The 20,144-nt window shown below is 43.7% G+C and carries 10 protein-coding genes; 1 reads left to right on the top strand and 9 read right to left on the bottom strand.

All coding sequences use genetic code 11. The features are described from left to right. Positions 1 to 62: 62 nt before the first annotated feature. The 9 genes from M1P97_RS04995 to M1P97_RS04955 all read right to left on the bottom strand — a co-directional run bounded on the left by M1P97_RS04995 (position 63) and on the right by M1P97_RS04955 (position 15,978). The gene (locus M1P97_RS04995; RefSeq protein ID WP_195374681.1) at positions 63 to 2,063 is read right to left on the bottom strand and encodes a fructose-1,6-bisphosphatase; all 2,001 of its coding nucleotides are present in this window, start codon (positions 2,061 to 2,063) and stop codon (positions 63 to 65) included. Between the two features lie 67 nt (positions 2,064 to 2,130). Next, on the bottom strand, positions 2,131 to 3,555 hold the full coding sequence (locus M1P97_RS04990) for an MFS transporter (RefSeq protein ID WP_249388545.1): 1,425 nt from the start codon (positions 3,553 to 3,555) through the stop codon (positions 2,131 to 2,133). Between the two features lie 199 nt (positions 3,556 to 3,754). Further along, positions 3,755 to 4,657, bottom strand: coding sequence for an alkaline phosphatase (locus M1P97_RS04985; protein ID WP_195374679.1), 903 nt, complete (start codon positions 4,655 to 4,657; stop codon positions 3,755 to 3,757). Positions 4,658 to 4,666: 9 nt separating this feature from the next. Further along, a complete protein-coding gene (locus tag M1P97_RS04980; protein WP_195374678.1) occupies positions 4,667 to 6,187 on the bottom strand; it encodes a SusD/RagB family nutrient-binding outer membrane lipoprotein in 1,521 nt (506 codons plus the stop codon). Between the two features lie 13 nt (positions 6,188 to 6,200). Continuing rightward, complete coding sequence (locus M1P97_RS04975) at positions 6,201 to 9,560, bottom strand: SusC/RagA family TonB-linked outer membrane protein (protein ID WP_195374677.1); 3,360 nt, start codon at positions 9,558 to 9,560, stop codon at positions 6,201 to 6,203. A 151-nt stretch (positions 9,561 to 9,711) separates the two neighbouring features. Next, positions 9,712 to 10,713, bottom strand: coding sequence for a FecR family protein (locus M1P97_RS04970; RefSeq protein ID WP_195374676.1), 1,002 nt, complete (start codon positions 10,711 to 10,713; stop codon positions 9,712 to 9,714). Between the two features lie 65 nt (positions 10,714 to 10,778). Next, positions 10,779 to 11,366, bottom strand: coding sequence for an RNA polymerase sigma-70 factor (locus tag M1P97_RS04965; RefSeq protein ID WP_195374675.1), 588 nt, complete (start codon positions 11,364 to 11,366; stop codon positions 10,779 to 10,781). Between the two features lie 288 nt (positions 11,367 to 11,654). Then, positions 11,655 to 14,840 carry a DUF6383 domain-containing protein gene (locus tag M1P97_RS04960; protein WP_249388544.1) on the bottom strand — a complete coding sequence of 1,062 codons (3,186 nt, stop codon included), beginning with the start codon at positions 14,838 to 14,840 and terminating at the stop codon, positions 11,655 to 11,657. Between the two features lie 697 nt (positions 14,841 to 15,537). Next, positions 15,538 to 15,978: a DUF6078 family protein gene (locus tag M1P97_RS04955; RefSeq protein ID WP_249388543.1), complete on the bottom strand. Its 441-nt coding sequence runs from the start codon at positions 15,976 to 15,978 to the stop codon at positions 15,538 to 15,540. 115 nt (positions 15,979 to 16,093) lie between these two features. On the opposite strand from M1P97_RS04955, the gene M1P97_RS04950 reads away from it, so the two are divergent. Continuing rightward, positions 16,094 to 20,119 (top strand): hybrid sensor histidine kinase/response regulator transcription factor, encoded by a 4,026-nt coding sequence (locus M1P97_RS04950; RefSeq protein WP_249388542.1) that lies wholly within the window; start codon positions 16,094 to 16,096, stop codon positions 20,117 to 20,119. Positions 20,120 to 20,144: the final 25 nt, after the last annotated feature.

Below are 20,144 nucleotides of genomic sequence, written 5' to 3'. Positions count from 1 at the left end.
ATCCGAGCGCGAAGCCCAATTATTCATTATTAATTATTAATTGAAAAAGGCTTCACCTTTTTCTAATACTCATTACGCTCCTTTTCTTTTATAAACCCGTTGCGATAAGCATACAACAGCTTCTCCAGATCATGTATCTGTCGTTGCAGGTCGGCGCCTTTGTCCGTATCTTTTACCATTTGGCGGTGGGAGCTCAGTTCTACTACGATCGTGGTGGAACGGATGTCACGCCCCTCTTTGATTGCCTGATCGGTCGACAGGAACGGTTCGTGCTGTACCAGCTGGAAACCGCGGGAGTGATAGACCAACGTATAGCCGGCAATACCCGTCTCGGGATGATAGGCTTTTGAGAACCCGCCATCGATCACCAACAACTTGCCGTTAGCTTTGATCGGATTCTCCCCCTGAATGGAACGGACAGGCACATGCCCGTTGATGATATGGCGATGTACGCCTGTCACGCCGAACTCATCCAACAGCATATCACAGATCTTTTCTTCTTCACGAAGGGTATAATAAGCACCTTTCTCTTCCTTCTGCACACTCTTGTCGTCGATAAAACAACGTTCGAAGGTCGCCATCTTACTTTTGTCGAACAAGGGAGAATCTTTTCCTCCCCAGAGATACCAGATGTAATCCAGGGCAAAGTCCTTTTCCGGTGAGTCTTCCGAGTCGAAATAGGCCGTACGGATCAACTGATCTACTTTATCGAGCAAGCTCTTTCCTTTATACTCCTGCCCTTCGATACGGATACTTTTCAATGTCCCGTCGGCATTCATCGGAACAGACGCATGAAACAGCAGGTTGGAATTGCATACCTGGTACATGCTGCCGTGCCTGAACAGACAACGCATATGTTTCTTCAATTTCTCGCTGCATTCGAACGAATGTTGAATACGGCGGATCAAGTCTTCCTCCTCGATAGACAAGGCATAGGGATCTTTCGGATTGATGGTCGGCCAGTTCTTATCTTTCAACTCGAACTCTTTCCCATCCAGCGTGATGGTTCCACGTTTCAGGTCGATAAGATGCAATAACAGACGGTCGTCCATCTCAAACTCAGGACGACGGCGAATGATCTCCCCTTCCAATTTGAACTGTATCACCGTTATGGCCTTATTCATCTGCGAAATCAGACGGATCGTCTTTTCATCGAATGTCGAGTCGGACGCATTGGTCTTCGGCATGAACAGGTCGCAGGGATCATCGGCGTAGACATCCATCGCGAAAGTGGCCAAAGGAAGCAGGTTGATGCCATAGCCATCCTCGAGTGTCGCCAGGTTACCGAAGCGCAGGCACATACGGATCACATTGGCAATACTTCCCAAGTTACCGGAGGCCGCTCCCATCCACAATACATCATGATTGCCCCACTGTATATCGAAATGGTGATAGTCGCAAAGCGTATCCATGATGATATGAGCACCCGGGCCACGGTCGTAGATATCGCCGATCACGTGCAACAGGTCGATGGTGAGCCGCTGTATCAGGTTACACATGGCGATAATGAAATCGTTGGCACGCCCGGTGGAAATGATCGTCCGGATGATCTGGTCGACATAGGCCGACTTATTCGGTTCGACCGACGACTCGTGCAACAACTCCTGAATAATATAGGAAAACTCTTTTGGCAAAGCCTTACGGACTTTCGAGCGCGTATATTTCGACGATACATTCCGGCAGACGCGCACCAACTGGTTCAACGTGATCAGATACCAGTCGTCCAGGTCCGGTTCTTTGGTCCTGACCAGCTCCAGTTTCTGTTCGGGATAGTAGATCAACGTACATAACTCTTTCTTTTCAAAGTCACGCAGGGTGTTGCTGAATATCTCATTCACTTTACGCTTGATCGCACCGGAAGCATTCTTCAGGACATGGTTGAAGGCCTGGTATTCTCCGTGGATATCGGACAGAAAATGCTCCGTTCCCTTGGGAAGATTCAGGATAGCCTCCAAGTTGATGATTTCGGTACTCGCGTCAGCGATAGTAGGGAAACTGCGTGCCAGCAATTGCAGATAACGCAGGTCACCAAACACATATTCGGGTGTTATATCTTTCGTCATAAAATGTATACTGTCTTTTTCCGTGCAAATATAAGCAAATACAGGGAGACAATCCTTCTCAAAAGTATTATTTACGGGAGGTCACCCGATCATATACGAACAACAGGAACGCAGTTCCCACCCCGATAGCCAGTATGACCATTCCCAGACGGGACGGATCATAAAGTTCCCAAAGAAGGTTTGTCAATGCCTGAGGCGTCAGCTCTACCTGCCGGGCAACTTCTTCGAAGTAGGCATTGTAGGATAGTCCCTCGGGAATTTGCAGTCCTTTTTCCTCAGCAAATTTCTGAACGAGCATCACCTTATCCGACATCTGCTGATAGACGACACCGGAGATAAAACCGGCCAGTACATTCCCCAGAAAAACAGGGATGAAAGAGTATCCCATATAAAGTGCTTTCCTATCCGCGGGGGCAATACGTCCGATATATTCCGTGATCTTCGGCGAACCGGCCATCTCCCCCACCGAGAATATGAGGATAGCAACCATCGTAAACAATACATTCTGCGACACGATAGTCAACGACATACCGATCGAACAGACCAGGAAACCCGACATCATCGAACGCAACGGCTGCATCTTCATCACGAGACTCGACACCAATACCTGGAAGGTGATGATATAAAGCGCATCTATATTCGTCACGAACTCTGCATCCATCACACCCGGCCCTGCACTGTAATGTTTACTGATAAATGGGATATAAGTATGAAAGAAGTTATACAACACACTGGTATCCACCCACTGAGAAATAAATACCGGGAGGGTGAAGAAGAGCTGGTTATACATCGTCCAGAAACCGGCAACGATCAACAGGAAGAGGATGAATTTGATATCCTTAAGTATACTTCCCATATTGCGGAAAATAACTTCGAAAGTCTTCAATAATGAGTCGGTACTTCTTTCCCCGTCTTCACGTCCCGGCTCCTTATAGAAAAACAACAGGATGAAATTCAAGGCGATGACTCCGGCGGAGACATAAAAGATAAGATGTGAAGAGCCTTTGAACAATAAGGTAACCATCGGTCCGAAAAAGGCTCCGATATTCACCATCATATAAAAGATCCCGAAGCCGATCGAGGCCGTCTCATTCGTCGTTGTCTTCGATATCGTAGCCGAAATAACCGGTTTGAAAAGAGCCGCTCCTACAGCGAGGTAAAGGTACATGATAAAGACCCCGGTAAAGGTCGTGAACATCGGAAGGAGGATAAATGCGGATGTATAGATCAGGAATGCCAGATAGAGCACTTTCTTATATCCGTAGCGGTCGGCAATAGCTCCCGTCAATACAGGCAGGAAGTATAAGATACCGGTTCCTACTCCCATCAGAAGACCTTTCTGGCTTTGTGAGAATTCCAGTCCTCCGACATCCGACGATCCGGTCAGATAGTTGGCAAACAACATAAAGAAGCCGTACCATGCCCAGCGTTCAAATAATTCGATCAGATTGGCCACCCAGAATGTACGTGGGAAGTTAATAAAGACACCCATAGCAGTATTTGTTTATTCAATTAAGTGCCCTAAAGATACAAAAAATGCTTCTACCGCATAATAATCCGGGCTACTGCCCCCTATAATAACACTTCAAGAAAACAAAAAACCGATAGTTACCCGCTAAAAAAGCGGTAACTATCGGTTCACCAACGGACTACTATCCGTTCTTTCTAATCTGTTGTTATCAGCATTCGGCTTATTTAAAAACCTGCTTCATCGGTCTGCCGATCCAGACCTGGGGTTGCTTCAGGTTAAAAATATAAGCAATGGTAGAAGCGACATCAAACTGCATCATGCTTTCCGTGAACTCATATCCTTTCTTTACTCCCTTACCGGAAATAATGAAAGGCGTTTCCATTTCCCGCATGGTCTTTCCGCCATGTCCCTTATTGATACCGCCATGATCTGCCGTCACCACAAAGATCGTTTCATCCAGCATGCCGGCATCGGCTACGGCCTGCACGATCTCACCGATATATCCGTCCAGTTCCTTCAACTTTGCATAATACGCCGGAGTATCATGTCCATCACCATGTCCCACGCCATCAGGCTGCTCAAAGATGATGCCGACAAAAGCCGGACGGGATTCCTTTATATAAGAAACAGCCGCATCCGTACATCCTCGCGGATTACTTTCTGAAGGAGCAATATTCACTTCCTTATTCATAGCCTGCATCTCGGCCAGATACTTCATGCCGTCCCATTCATAAATATACCCCATCTCGGCCTCCGGATTCGCATCCCGGAACAATCCCCACACAGAGGGGAACAAACCGTAATGGCTTATCTCACGCGACGGAAGTTCCGGCTTCTGTGAACCCCACTCCGTAAATCCGTGAATCTCCGGTCCTGCTCCCATAAACATGGATGCCCAGTTAACTGCGCTGGAGGAAGGCAATACACTTCTCTTCTTCAACGTATAAGAACCATCCGCCATCAACCTCTTGACAGTCGGCATTTCCGCCTTTTCCACACTATAAGCGCCCCAGCCGTCGAGACCGATCAACACGACATGTTTGGCTTTCCACTTTGCCGCACTAGCAACATTCACACACAGGAAAGCACAGACAATCAACAAAAAGAATCTACTTTGTTTCATAACCTGATATTATTTTAAAATCCACATTAATTGATTCACTTCATCATTTCCTCCATACTGGCGTGCCACGGCTTCTTCCACATTCTCCTTATTATAAGAATACTCATCTGTCGGGTACATCCAGCGTACCGGAATCTTATCCTTCGCATTGGTGTTCAGGCTGGTTGCCGGATTTATCGGCAACTTCGGATAACCGGTTCTGCGATATTCGAAATAAGCATCCCAGGGGTATTGCATAAAGCTCGATATATAACGCTGAGTAATGATCTTCTCGATATCGCCTTCCTTATCTCCGGTCAACTGTATGGAGGGTTGGGCAAGAAAGTCGTTAATAACTCCCTGGGTCATTTTCCGTCCCTGGTGATAGATATTCTCATCCGGAGTATATTTCACGATAAAATCCATACTCGCTTTGATTCCTTGCTTGTAATAGGTTGAAGCATCACCAGTAATCCAACCTCTCACTACCGCTTCCGCCAGGATAAAATTCAGTTGCGAATACCCCAGACGTATCACCGGTTCACCCGGCCGGTAATAATTGTAGCGATCGTTCACACAAGAAAATTCACCTGCAATGTATAAAGGTTTATGAACGGAGAAATCCTCTCTGACGTCAGTACCTACAAACACATCCCAACTGTCTGCTGCCACTCCGGCCTTCAACTGAGCCTCACTCGGTTTTGCATAATAGAATAGGCGATAGTCCTGCTGCTCTTTCATCATGTCGATAAGGAAAGAAGATACCATCGGATTCTTCGAATACATGTTATCGTTGAACGGATATAATTGTCCCGCCTTATCGGAATAGACCATCTGGAAGTTATCGTCGTTCGACTCCATCAAGGCTGATGAACTGACAATACGGGCAAAACGTTCCTTCACTTTCAAGTCGGCATCGTCTGCTTTCTTCGATAACGACATCAATACCTGCAGCTGGAAAGTACTAACGATTTTCCGCCACTTTTCAACATTTCCTCCAACAAAAGGATCGCCCTTAAAATCGTTTGCATTCGAAAAGAAGTCGTATGATTCTTCCAGATCTTCAAGCACCTGGCGCATCACTTCCTTCTGGGTATCATACTTAGGTTTCAGAACGCTTTCTTCTCCCTTTAAAGCATCGCTATAAGGAATATCTCCCAGATCCATGGACGACCAGAACAGCTTATAAGCCTTGACAAACTTCGCCAGTCCCGAATAAGCTGCCAAGTCTTTCTCTTCAGCCAATTCGACCATCTTCTGCATATTTATGATGGTATGGTAGTCACCCAAGCCAGCACGCCCCCAACCATTGAAAATATAACTTTCAGAACCTTCCCCCCAAGCCATATACTTACTGGCCATAGAGTTATAAAGAAAGCCTTTTCCCGTAGAATTCGAAAGCAAACTCTTAATGCCTCCGGTTGCCAGCATCTCGGACGAGACACGGGTCGGTACATCCGGATTTGTGTTTATCTCATCAAAATTACCACAAGATGCCATAAAGATTATAGCAGATAGCAGGCAAGCCGCTAATTTTATATATTTCTTCATTGTCTGATCTTTATTATAAATCCAACTTAATATTGAAACCGAGCAAACGGGTAGAAGGTGCATTCAGATTATCACCTCCGACATCCGGGTCAGCATACTTAAACTCTTTCGTCCAAATCAACAAATTCTGACCAACCAAACCGATAGTCGCGCCTTTCAGCCGAACCTTTTCGCACAATGATTTTGGCATCTGATAAGTAAGCGACAGATCCCTTAACTTGAAAAAAGTTTGCTTGAAGTAGTTCTGAGGTCTTCCGGAATAAGCATTGGCATGATACTCGCGGACATATTGTTCATAAGAGACCTCCACATCATTAGGAGCAAACACACGGTCGTCGAACGTGATGTTCCCATCCGAATCATACTGAACCGTACCGGAAACCACTTTTACACCCTGTCCGATGTAATTCTTTTTCCCATTCACCACTTCATCATAACGCCAATGGTTGTCGCTTTCGATATGGGCTCCCGTATTCCACAAAGACTGATTCGTCCAGGAATAAGCGACACCGCCTACGCGACCGTCAATCGTGAAACTCAACGTAAAATCTTTATAAGAGACTGTATTGACCCATCCCCAGATCCAGTCAGGACCTGAAAAACCATGATGAGTCGAATACTTGCTCAACAACGGATAACCGGCTTCATGGATCATATTGCCGTCTTTGTCATATTCGTAATCGGCATAAGTCACATGATCCGTACGAGCGTCCTCCTTTATCCAAGGTTTCTTAGACGAAAAATCCGGGTCGAGCTTAGCATAATACTGTCTGTCCAGTGCCCAGTTGAATGTAGAATTCCAGGCCCAGTCTTTACTCTTTATGATATCACCGCTTAATTGTATCTCGAAACCTCGTCTTACATATTCTTCTTTAGAGTTTACCTGCGTATTACTAAATCCGGTAGATGCACTAAGTGTTGCGTTCACAATCCGGTTATAGTAATATTTATTATAATAAGCGGCATCCAAAACCAAACGTTTACCAAAGAATGTCAGCATTGTTCCCAGTTCATACGACTTGGAAGTACTCGGCTTGACAGATTTACCCCGGATCGTAGAAGGATAAGATGCACTGGTCATGTCATCCCAGGTATTTGTAGAGATGGAGTACGTGTTATTGGTAGCATACACATCGGTATCGGCTTTCGACATAGTCCAGGAACCTCTTACTTTCCAGAAGTCGAAAAAGGACGGCATCGGGATAAACTCGGAAAGGACGACACTACCTGCCACCGACGGATAAAAATACGAACGGGTTTCGGAAGGTAAAGAAGACGACCAGTCGTTACGTCCGGTTACATCCAGAAATAAAGTGCTCTTCCAGGCAACGGATGCTTTGGCAAATAAACTGTTTGTCTGTTTCTTTTTCATGCCGGCAGAGGTTCCGGGAGGATCGACCGAAGCATTCAAAGAATAAAACCCGGGAACCAGCAAACCGTTCTTTGTTGTACTGGTATGCGTGTTATCCTGATAGAAATAGATATTACCTCCGACAAAGCCATCCAAAGAAAAATCCCCGAATTTGTGGTCAGCCATCAACATAAAGTCAGTATTGACGCTATAGCCGTTTGGTGTTTGCAGTTCATAATATCCCTTTTTATCCCATGCGCCATAGGCTCCGATCGGGTTACGCCATTCCTTACGGGTGGAATAAACATCCAGGCCGGATCTTAATGTCGCTTTCAACCAGGGAGTAATTTCATAGCTACCGGAAACAAAACCGTTCACTTTATCGAAATCACTTGAAGCGATGATCTCATTTGCAATATAGTAAGGGTTATTATAATATGTGTCATTATACCAGTTCTGTTCCTGGTCCTTTACACGCCAGTAATTCTTATAATCGCGGATATCCCACTCCGGCCCTGTCCATACCAAAAGATTATAGATATAGCCGAGACCTCCGTATCCGGTACCGGTTCCCTGGGGAGAAAAACGCTTATTGTAAGTAATACTGGCATCCAGGTTGAATCCTTTATAATTCATATTCCCGGCAGCCGTATAAGTAATCTTATTCAACTTAGCATTCGGCCACTGACCTTTATTGTAGACGTGAGTCAGTGATGTACGGAAACTGCCGTACTTTCCTTTTTGTGTGACGCTCACGTTATTGTTGGTTACAAATCCTGTTTCCTGGAAATTCTTCAGGTTGTCTTTACCTTTTGATGTCAACGGCATTTCACGCCATTCATAGGTATAAGGATCATATTGAAGGGCCGTACGGCCTATGTCCAGTTTATCTCCCCAGACAAAGTCAGTCGGATTATATTTACCGCCCTGTCCGCCACTATAGGAAGATTGTACTTCCGGAAACTTCAGATAACCGGCATTGAACATCGTATTGCTGTTTATCGAAATATTCAATCCATCTTCCGAACCTCTTTTAGTTGTCACCATAATAGCTCCGGAAGATCCCCGGGCTCCATAAAGAGCTGAAGCCGTAGCTCCTTTCAAAACGTCTATGGATTCAATATCATCGGAAGCCACATCCTGCAGTTTCATATTGCCATAAGGTATCCCATCTATGACCAGCAATGGGTTCTCTCCACGCAAAGACAAATCCGGAGTCGTATTAAATTCCGTACTGTTCTTCACATTCAGACCGGCAATTTTACCGGTTAAGGCAGTAGCAACATCTACCGTTTTTACGGCCGCCAGACGTTCACCTCCTACTTTCTGGACAGAATACCCCAACGCTTTCTCCTCACGTTTGATACCCAATGCCGTTACAACAACTTCATCCAGCAATTCCGCATCTTCCGATAAAGTCACATTGATCACAGACTGTCTGCCGACAGGTATCTCTTTGCTCTTATAACCGATAAAAGTGACAACCAGTACCGATTTGGAGGGAACACTCAGGGAATAACGACCGTCTATATCCGTAATAGTACCGAGCACCTGCCCTTTCACCACCACGTTCGCACCAGAAATGGGTTCGCCCATATCGTCCTTTACCACACCGGATATCTGTACATTTTTGGATGTATCCGTTTGCCGGGTTGATGTTTCTCTCCCCGTTACTATTACATGTTTTCCTTTGATCTCATATTTGACCGGTTGGTCACTGAAGATAATATTCAATGCTTCTGAAACAGACTTGCCATTCAGGTTGACAGATATCTGTTTATGCAACTGCACATCTTCCGTATCAATGAAAAAAGAATAACCGCTCTGCTTCTTAATGGTTTCTATTGCGTCTTTCACAGTAATATTCCGAACATTCAAGGTTATTTTCTGCTCCTGTGGTAGTGCAGCAAATGACGGCTGGATGTTACCAGCCAAAAGTGCAGTACATAAGCCTGTTATAAATAATGATTTTTTGTGAGCAAATAATGTTGCTCTGATTTTCTCAAAAGGAATGTTTTCCATAATTTTGTATTGTTGTTTTTAATAACAAATTAGTTTAACGACTATCTGAATCGGGAAATGGTACCAACATTTTCCGATTCGCTTTTTATCTACAATCTCAATTTCTTATCTCTATTCTCCTTTCCTCTTTTTTAGTTAATACTGTATTTATTTAGTAGAGCTCTATCACATTATCTGTTTTCCTATACCTGAATTTGCCGCTGCTCGACATGATCATCAGGATATCATCCAGCGAATCGTCATTACGGAAATCACCGTAGAAAGTCAGGTTCTTCTTTTCCTCATTCCTGAATATGAAGGTTACATCAAACGATTTTTCCAATTGTCTGACTATTTCTACCAGTGTCAGTTCATTGAAGAAATGAGCCCCGGTCGTCCAGTTATCCGCCTGTGATGCCGGGACTTTCCGTATCTCCGTTTGTCCGCTTTCTTTATTATAAATAGCCAGCTGCTCAGGTTTCAGGGTCAATGGTTCAGTCTGATTATTCAGGCTCGACAGGTTTATCGAACCTTCCGCCAGGATAACCTCGATATTTTCCTCATCGCCATAGGCTTTCACATTGAAACGGGTTCCTAAAACTTTCACGTCTATATCGCTGGTATGCACAATAAAAGGCAACTTCTTGTTATGGGTCACTTCAAAATAGCCTTCTCCTTCCAACTGAACATTCCTGTCCTTATGAGAAAAAGCGGAGTTATAACTCAGTTTACTTCCGGCATTCAACCAAACAACCGTCCCGTCTTCCAGCACGATACGGCTACGCGATCCCATCGGCACTTCCACTGTCTGCATGGCATAAAGAGCGGAATGATCCAAAGGTAGATTACCCAGGTAATAACCTGTTCCCAGCAACAGCATACCGGCAAAAACCGCCGCAGCAATCCTGATAAAACGCAATGAGAATCTTTGCCCTTTTTGAGGAGCCGATATTCTTCCCCGGAAATGTTGAAATGCCCGTTCGCTTTCTTCTTTGTTGCCAGCGGCAGCATTAATTGCCAGCCAGACTTCAGTCATTTCATAGAAATATTGTTTATGAGCGGTATCGGCTGCCACCCATTTCTCCAGTTCTACGCGTTGTTCCTTATCCAACTCATTATTCAAATAAGCTGCGATCTGTTCATCCGGGTAATATGTATTCTCTGTATTATTCATTTTTATGTTGTTATAAGGTAGACAAGAAAAGTAAGGAAATGGGGTAGTGAAAATGTTTACTTTTTTCAAAATAATTTCATCAGACAAGCTAAAAGCACTAACTGATAATCCTTTAAGCGATCCCGTAAAATAGATAAAGCTTGTTTAATGTGGTATTTAACGGTATTGACGGATATGCCCAGACGATTGGCGATTTCCTCATGTTTAAGCTCTTCCAACCGGCTGAGAATAAACACCTGACGTGTCTCTTTAGGAAGTCGGTTTATTTCTTCATGGACTTTCTCCGTCATTTCTTTTTCCAGCAAGCGTCCCAGCGGATATTCGTCGGACAGAAACAACAATGGAGAAGTGATGTCGATACCGTTGAGGCTGACCTCTTTTTCCACATAATTCTTCTGTAGGTAGTTCAATGAAAAGTTACGGACCATACGTATCAGATACGCATTCAGGGAAATTTGTATATCCAGTGTCTTACGGGTTTCCCAAAGGTGGAAAAAGACATCTGAGACAATCGTTTCCGCCAGAAAATCATCTTGCAGATATTGCCGGGAAATACAGAAAAGACGATGATAGTAATTATCATAAAGACTGCGAAAAGCATTCTCATCGCCTTCCTTTACTCCTTTTATTATTTGTTTTTCATAATATTCCACGTGTATCTCTCAATAAGGACAGGCAAATTTAATCAAAAACATTTTATTTCCTATGTTGCTATACAAACCATTTATACACGAAACCCCGGGAGACGAATCTTCCGGGGCTTGTTTTTGTCTGTTGTTGCTCTTCACAGAGATCGAACAGAAGAACTTTATTTCATTACTTTAGTATTAATATCTACCGCTCGTTCGCCTGTCGCAGGGTAATTGGGGTAAGGGCGGTTCGCGAACCGCCCCTACGACACGCGGTAAACAATTTAGAATTATTTGATTATAAATAAGTCCTTATTTTACGATTGCTTTTACAGCGGCTTCGCCTTCAACAGCAACTACAACTACACCTGCAGGAGTAGAGATTTCAACTTTATCAGAAGAAAGTACTGCATTAGCAATTGTCTGGCCAAGTACGTTACTGATAGTAACTTTCTTGCCTTGTGCACCGGCGATAATCACTTTACCTTCTGTTGCAACTACTGAGATAGCTGATATTTCAGGAGCATTTTCGTTGGCAGTCGGTATGCCTGCATAGTTTTCTTCGATCTTAAACAAATCACCTTTGTTATAACCGTTTTCAACAACAACAGTACCGTTGATCCATTTCAAATAACCTTCCTGAGTAGTAGCCAGTTTATCAGCGTCTTTTGTAGGGTTATATTCTTTCCACAAAGTCTGGATCTTGAATGTTCCCTTAGATGCATCTTCGTAGCGGAATGCGAACTTAGCAACGTTGAAGTTAGGTTTGCTCAAATCAACCTTAACTGTATCACTGTTTGTAAATAAGAACAATGTATCTTTGATATGCATACCCTGAACAAATGATAACTTAGCACGAGATTCGCCAGCTTCGTTATTATTTACATACGGGTTCTTGTGTAAATGAGTAGCACCATAGATATTAGCAGTGTCGATCAAGTTAACCAAGAAACGACCTTTAACAATCGGAGTCTTTTCAGCGTGAGGACAAACACCATGTTCTTCGATCCAAGTTGGGTCATTGTGCAATACATTGTCCGGACAATAAGTCTTAACAGTATTGTCAACGTTTACAGCCAATAAGTACTGCCAGCAAGTATTATCTTTACGATCAACATAAGCAGTATCAACAAACATAGCCGGATTCAATTTAAATTGAGGATCGTAAACATTATCGATGTTCAAGAAGCTCAAAGTATCATTTTCAACAACAGATTTGTCGTCATGTTTCTCGTAAAGAGCCTGATTAGCATTATCTTCACGATACAATCTAATTGTATCGCCCCAAGCCTTAACATCATCATTTACTAAATGATATTCAGGATCGTCAGACGGTTGAACCAGCATTAATGAATTATTGTCTTTTGCATAAGCATCCATTTCTTCCCAAGAACCATTTTCCAAGCTATTTCCTAAGAACAGTTTCTTACCGGCAAAAGTAAATGCTGATTTACCGCTATTCAATATGATACTACCATCTTTTTCATACGTGTTTGTTGTCGTATTCAACGTAACATAATTGTAAGTATCACCCGGTTTCTTTTTCAAAGCAAACTTCTGAGCTGCACCATTATCGGTGGCGTCATTATTATCCTTATCACAGATATAATATTGCAACTGAGTCAAACCGTTATTCTTAACAAATTCGTTATTTTCTCTGTTCTGGAAAGTATAAGGAAGGATAACCAATGTATCTTTAGTTTCAACTATAGATTTGGCTGTTGCATCCCACTTATTCAATGTGCTAACGATCAATACAGAGTCAATCTGAGTTTGGAAATCTTCTTTTGCGCCTGTTTTCTTCTTGAATGCCAAGTTCCACTTTGTAGCAGCTACCTGATCTACAGTAGCACCGATCTGGTGAGACATATTATGGTTTTCAGCCCAGTAAGCAGGAATATCTTTATCTGCGTTCTGACGAGACTGAGCCAGATAGAATGTTGTATTACGTAATACATTTTCTGTAATAGTCATGAAACCATCTGTCTTTTCAGTCTTAGCTACCGCTGTAATTGTAATCAGATCTTCAGCAGCCAAGTGCATAGAAGGAGAAGAGGAAACTACTTCATAAACGCCAGCTTTAGCAGTGTTACGCAATTCACTGATTACTAATGTAACAGAAGGATCTTCACGGTTTGTCAATGTGATTGTTGCACCCTTATCTGAAGATGTTACAGCCCATTGAGATTCCGGAGCTTCAGTAACCAAACTTGCAGCTTTAACGAAATCAGCAGCAGTACCATCTTCATCAATTGCCAATACACTATTTACTTTGTATTCGTTATTTGTGCCAGCTTCTTTACCATTAGCGACATAGTTTACTTTAACAAACTGACCAGTCAGGAACTTAATCAAGTCTACTTTATTTGAGCTACCTAAAGATGTTACAGCCCAGTTGCTTGCACTACTTACTGTTCCTGCTTTATCAAAGGCAGTTAAACGGCCTTCATTGTTTGTATTGTTGATATACAACCTTTTATCAGTATTTACAAGAACCTGAACTGCTTTAGCACCATTATCGGCAGCATGAACAGCAAATTTATAAGCAGCGTTAGCATTTGCAGCCAAGGCATCTTCTTCTGAAGCCAATTTGAATGCTCCTGGTTTATCAGAGTCTTTGTTTGCATCAGCATCCCAATAGATGTATTTGCCGTCTTTGTTTTTCAAGAAATAAACAGAAGCACCAGATGTTGCATCTTTGAAACCACCTGCATTATTATTAAGAGTTGCATCATATTCCATAGCAGTTAACTTACCGGCGAATGCATCCGCACCAGTAACCTTCACACCTTCTTTTGCAGAAGAAACAGTCAATTCAAAACCACCTTTCAACTCTTTGTTCAATACATCACCTGTTGTTGCTGTTGTAGCAAATGCCGATTCAACTGATACAAAAAGAGCAGCATCTACTAATTCAGCTTCTGCATCTGAACCTGTTGTTACATCAAAAGCAGAACCATCATATTTTACATAACCTCCGAAGCTGGCATCTGATTTCTTAACACGCAAAACAAAGAAATAACCCGGCTTATTATCTGCTTTAACAGGAACAACATCAAAATTGGCATTTCCTTTAACAGAGAAAGTATGGCTTGCATTGTTCAACAATTCACCATCAGCCTGCATTGTCCAATATGCTTCATCCGCTGCACTTGCATTATAAGCACCGGCTGCTACAACACCGGAAGCAATTGCAACAAACTTATCTGCAGCAGGAGTAATAGCAGCACTACTACCCGTGTTAGCTAATACAAATAAACGAGCATTGTCGGTAAACTCCGGCAAAATAGAAGCACCAACTGCTGTTAGTGTAGCAGCATCAGCAGGCAACACGTTTGTATTAGATTCATCCCAAGCCAAAGCTTTGTCTTTCTCAACAACCGCTTTGGTTTCAATCGCAGTAGGAACTGCGAACATTGAAGCCGCTGTACCTGCATAAGCACTAAAAGCCGAAGCAAATAACAAGCTAGCTACAAGTGTAGAAAACTTTTTGTTCATAATCAATAAATTTAATATTAATAATAGTGTTATAAAAACCTGTTCACAGCCTATTCCCGATAGGCCTGCTAGTAGTAATGACTAGCTAAAACGTTCCTTTTTTCTAGTCATTTTTTACGGTGCGCTTTGATTTCATACCGGAAAGAGAGAATTTCGTACTTAATTCGCTATCATGTTGATAAGAAAGAATATAGAAAAGGAAAAAATCTTGGGGAAGCTATTGCCAGTTCAAAAGAATGTAGTAATTTTGATGACTAGAAAAAAGGAACGATTTTTCTAGTCAGTCATTTTTCTCACCCTAAGCGTTATAAATCAATAGACATATAGTCATTTTGACGGCCTGCCCCGGAAGGTAGGAATATAGTGCCTTATATATAATGTACGCACGCGTACATTATATTATTAGTTGCCTGGACGAAAAAAAGCAAGGTTTTTGCAGAAACAATTATTAATAGAGCTAAAATGGGCTATATTTACCCTTGTTAAGGACTTCCTGAAGATGCTTCTGCTTCATCTTCCACATCATTTTATTAGCATATATTGTGTCACCACAGTATCATATATTGTGATACTACAATGCCATATATTATGACAATAGAATTTCATAATATATGAGAATACAGTATCATAATATATGAAAATGGCGGCATCTCCCAGGGAAATGTCGCCAAGCAGATAGCAGCTTGTAAATCAGCACTTATCCAAGATCATAATACTCCTGATACTCGTCATACCGAGGTTCGGTAGAAATATCGTGGGCAAGAAAGAGTTTTTTGATATAGGCCTGTTCTTTCGGTCTGATCAGGCGGCGCTTCTGCTTACAACGGTAATAGGTGCTGCGTCCCAGGCGGGCTATGATCTGCGATTTGATTGCCTCCGCTTTTCGCAGGGGTAGGTCATCGTACAGCCAGGTGATACCTTTGGCAAACTTTTGGGGTTCATCCAGTACAAAGAATGGACACTCTTTATCACCGAGCGCATCGAGGTAACCCGGGTTAAGAATGTATATTCCTCCACGATCCTTCGGGACATGGAGAGCCATCTGGCGGCGTAAACATTTATCACCATGCGGACATTGCTCGCGGAAGCAATTGGCAAAAGAAGCAGGAAAATCATTATAGTTGAAATCTGGTTTCATAATGCGTATAAGTTTATTGGTTGCTTATAGGGCAAAGATACCTATTTATATGAGCTACTGCATTAAATAATTCCGAAATTTATCATTATCTTCGCCTTCAAATAGTACAAAAGCCATGAGAAAACTGATCATACTTTTCGTCTTCCTGAACGCCCTGTCTTATGCCTTCCCTATCTATTTCAAACATATCGGGACAAAAGAAGGGCTCTCGCAACTGTCGGTCATGTCGATTTACCAGGATGAACTGGGGCGGATGTGGTTCGGTACGGAAGAAGGGTTAAGCGTTTTCGACGGCGTTCATGTGACCGCATACAAGCCGACACTGGGCAATAAGAACGAGAATGAATTTCCGGTAGGGAACAGCATCGATTTTATAACCGGAGATCTTCAGGGGAATATTTATTTCAATTCGGACAACTCACTGGTACAATATAATCTTCATACCCAACAGTTCTCCTGCCTCAAGAGCTCGGGAGTCAATGCAGTGGCTTTCAGAGACGGACAGCTTTGGGTAGGCGTTGGCGACTCTATCTTCATACGGGATAACGATACCGGAGAGCTTCGATTCCGTTTCCAACTCGAATATACGTATCAACACGCCACCTGCATCACGGTCGACAGCCAGAAACGGTGCTGGATCGGGACTAACAGCGGATTATATATGCAGCAAGGAGACACGCTTCCCACCTGTATCATTCCGAACGAAGATATCTACACCCTTTTTGAAGATTCCCACGCAAATCTCTGGATCTCGGCTCGTATGAACGGGCTTTATAAAAGAGAGCCGTCGGGGCATTTCAAACGGTACCGCTATGACCCGCAGAAACCGGATAATATATCCAGCAACCAGGTGAGAGGCATCGTGGAAGATAATTTCGGGAACCTGTGGATCGGGACGTTCACCGGGCTTAATAAGTATAACCCGTATGACGACAGTTTCCAGGTCTATACCCACGACCTTCTTCCCGGCAGCCTGATGCATTCGTCTGTATTCCCGGTCTATAAAGATCATCAGGGAAGCATCTGGCTGGGAACTTACTATGGAGGTGTGCATTATTTCAATCCGGAAATGGATTTGTTTACCGTTTACACGGCCGATAGTTCAAGAAAGGATTGCCTCAGTTTTCCCTTTGTCGGACATATGATAGAAGATAAAGACAGTAATATCTGGATTTGTACAGAAGGCGGCGGCCTCAACCTCTTTGACAGGAAAACAAAGACCTTCACCTACTTCATGGCCGATCCCAACAAGAACTCCATCGCCCATAACAACCTGAAAGATATTGCTTACAGCCAAAAGCACAACAAGCTTTATATCGGGACGCATACCGGGGGATTATCCATCTTCGACCTTTCAAAAAAACGCTTCCGTAATCCTTATTTTGAAGATCCGGCATATGCGGTAAAGGCAGGCGACAGGATCAACCAGATGCGTATCTGGAAAGACAAGTACCTGGTATTCATGACCCAATGGGGCAATGCGATGATGGATCTCGACACCGAGCATATCAGCCCGATATTCCCCAGCGGGAAGACATATGGAAATCATTGTTTCCTGATCGACTCGCACGATTATATCTGGATCACTACCGGATACACCCTCTACAGGATTAAAATGAATGACGAACAAGACCTGCGTATGTTCCGTTGTGGCGAAAACGGACTCGGCAAACAGCTGATCTCTACTATTTATGAAGACAAGAAAGGACGTATTTTCTTCGGGACACTGGGGGCGGGTCTGTATGAGTTTGATGAAAAGAACAATTCGTTCAAAGGGTATACGACAAACAACAGCCTGATATTAAGCGACTATTGTTATAACATCAAAGAGTCGACACAAGGTTATCTGATCATATCCGGCGACAAAGGGCTCTCTTTCTTCGATCCCGGGCAGGAACAATTCAAGGTTGTGGAACAAGGGACTGCCCTTCCGGTATCGGGCATCAATAAAGGTTGCGGACTGTTGGTTTGCCAAAACGGCGAGATATTTGTCGGCGGCATAGACGGGGTGACAACATTCTTCGAACAGGATCTGTTTCGTCCGGCCAAAGACTACCAGCTGTATTTCTCTGATTTATATATCAACAACGAAGCGGTACAGCCCAACGACCGGACACATATATTGTCGGACGCACTGCCTTATATCCATGAAATAGACCTGAGACACAATCAGAATAACCTGATCGTCACCTTCAATTCAAACAACTACATCAATACGCTGAAAGAAACAGCCTACGAATATATGCTGGAAGGTTTCGACGATAAATGGATCAGCAACAATGACAACAGCATCCAATACACCAATCTCAGCCCGGGGAAATATACATTGATCGTACGCGAGAAACAATACGATCCCAAGGTTGAACCGCAAACGATCCGCATGGGAATCGTTATCCATTCGCCGTTCTACGCGACTCCGCTCTTCTACCTCTTGTATGTGTTGGTGGGGGGCGGACTTATCTACGGTTTCTTCCGCTTCAAACAGTCGCAATTGCTGCTCCGGACATCGCTGGAGTTCGAACGCAAGGAAAAAGACAGGATCGAAGAATTGAACCAGGCGAAACTGCAATTCTTCTCCAATATCTCGCATGAGTTCCGGACGCCGCTCACACTGATCATATCCCAGATCGAACTATTGTTGCAAAGTAGTTCGCTGGCGCCTTCCACTTATAACAAACTGTTGAAAATATACAGAAACACCCATAACATGCGGACATTGATCAGCGAACTGCTTGATTTCCGTAAACTGGAACAGGGACATGTGAAGCTGAATGTATACGAACAGAACATCATCCCGTTCCTGAAAGAGATCTATCTCTCTTTTTACGAATATGCCTCCGGCCGTTCAGTGACTTATAGCTTCACAACCCAGGAGGAAAGTATCTTGTGCTGGTTCGATCCGAAACAGATGCAAAAGGTTTTTTACAACCTGCTGTCGAATGCGTTCAAATACTCCAAACCGGGGGCTGCGATCGAAATGGTGGTAGAGGATAACGAACAGGCTATCATCATCAAAATTATCGACAACGGAATCGGTATCGGCAAAGAGGATATCGACAAAATATTCGACCGCTTTTATCAGGCCGGCAGCAATGCGTCCGGTCTGACACAGCCCAGTACGGGGATCGGCTTGTCGCTAACCAAAAGTATCGTAGAACTGCATCACGGTAAGATACAGGTGGAAAGCACGCCGGGCTACGGAAGTATATTCATCGTTCATTTACCCAAAGGACGGGCGCATTTCAAAGAAGATGAATGTAAGTTTGTCGAACCCGAAAATGAAGGGATGCGGAACGAAATACTTCCGGAAACCATCATAAAAGAACTTCCCGAAGAAACATCCGAATTATCACTTATAGAAACAGGTGCAACCTATACCGTTTTATTGGTGGACGATAATGAAGAATTGCTCCAGATACTGAACTCTCTCTTCTCGCCGGCCTACCACGTCCTATTGGCCAGCAACGGCAAAGAGGGATTGGAAAAGGCCCGGAGCGAAAGGCCGGATATTATCGTGAGCGATATCATGATGCCGGAAATGTCGGGTACGGAGATGTGCCTGAAAATCAAAAACGATTTCGATATCTGCCATATACCGGTGATCCTGCTTACGGCACTCGGTTCTGCGGAACAGAGCATCGAAGGTCTGCAACGTGGTGCGGACGATTATATCAGTAAACCGTTCAATGCCCGGGTACTGCTTGCCCGCTGCAACAATCTGGTGCGCAACCGCATTATCCTGCAAAAGAAATTCAACGAACAAAGGGACTTCGACACACAGTCGCTCGCCAGCAACCCGATCGACCAGAAATTTATGGATGCAGTCAACAAGATCATTGAAGAAAACATGGATAATATGGAGTTCGATATGAATACGCTGGCTAAAGAACTGGGACTGAGCCGCAGCTCGCTGTATGCTAAGTTTAAGGCCCTTACGGGCATGACCCCGAACGATTTTGTTCTCAGTTGCAAACTGAAACGGGCGGCAACCTTGCTAATCACCCGGCCGGACCTGCAAATCGCAGAGATCTCCGACCTGTTAGGCTTCGGCTCTCCCCGTTATTTCACCCGTTGCTTCAAAGCCCAGTTCGATACGACACCGGCGGAATACAAGAAGCGGCAGGCATCCAATAACGGATAGGCACCGAAAAAAAATGGACAGGCAT

It is taken from the genome of Parabacteroides leei (assembly GCF_023369805.1).
GTDB classification, from domain to species: Bacteria; Bacteroidota; Bacteroidia; order Bacteroidales; family Tannerellaceae; genus Parabacteroides; species Parabacteroides leei.
This window is presented reverse-complemented; position numbering and strand designations above follow the sequence as displayed.

What these genes read in the sequence shown, in the direction of transcription:
- M1P97_RS04955 (WP_249388543.1), bottom strand. Translation starts at nt 15,978, where the DNA reads ATGAAACCAGATTTCAACTATAATGATTTTCCTGCTTCTTTTGCCAAT.
- M1P97_RS04980 (WP_195374678.1), bottom strand. Translation starts at nt 6,187, where the DNA reads ATGAAGAAATATATAAAATTAGCGGCTTGCCTGCTATCTGCTATAATC.
- M1P97_RS04985 (WP_195374679.1), bottom strand. Translation starts at nt 4,657, where the DNA reads ATGAAACAAAGTAGATTCTTTTTGTTGATTGTCTGTGCTTTCCTGTGT.
- M1P97_RS04970 (WP_195374676.1), bottom strand. Translation starts at nt 10,713, where the DNA reads ATGAATAATACAGAGAATACATATTACCCGGATGAACAGATCGCAGCT.
- M1P97_RS04975 (WP_195374677.1), bottom strand. Translation starts at nt 9,560, where the DNA reads ATGGAAAACATTCCTTTTGAGAAAATCAGAGCAACATTATTTGCTCAC.
- M1P97_RS04990 (WP_249388545.1), bottom strand. Translation starts at nt 3,555, where the DNA reads ATGGGTGTCTTTATTAACTTCCCACGTACATTCTGGGTGGCCAATCTG.
- M1P97_RS04995 (WP_195374681.1), bottom strand. Translation starts at nt 2,063, where the DNA reads ATGACGAAAGATATAACACCCGAATATGTGTTTGGTGACCTGCGTTAT.
- M1P97_RS04960 (WP_249388544.1), bottom strand. Translation starts at nt 14,840, where the DNA reads ATGAACAAAAAGTTTTCTACACTTGTAGCTAGCTTGTTATTTGCTTCG.
- M1P97_RS04950 (WP_249388542.1), top strand. Translation starts at nt 16,094, where the DNA reads ATGAGAAAACTGATCATACTTTTCGTCTTCCTGAACGCCCTGTCTTAT.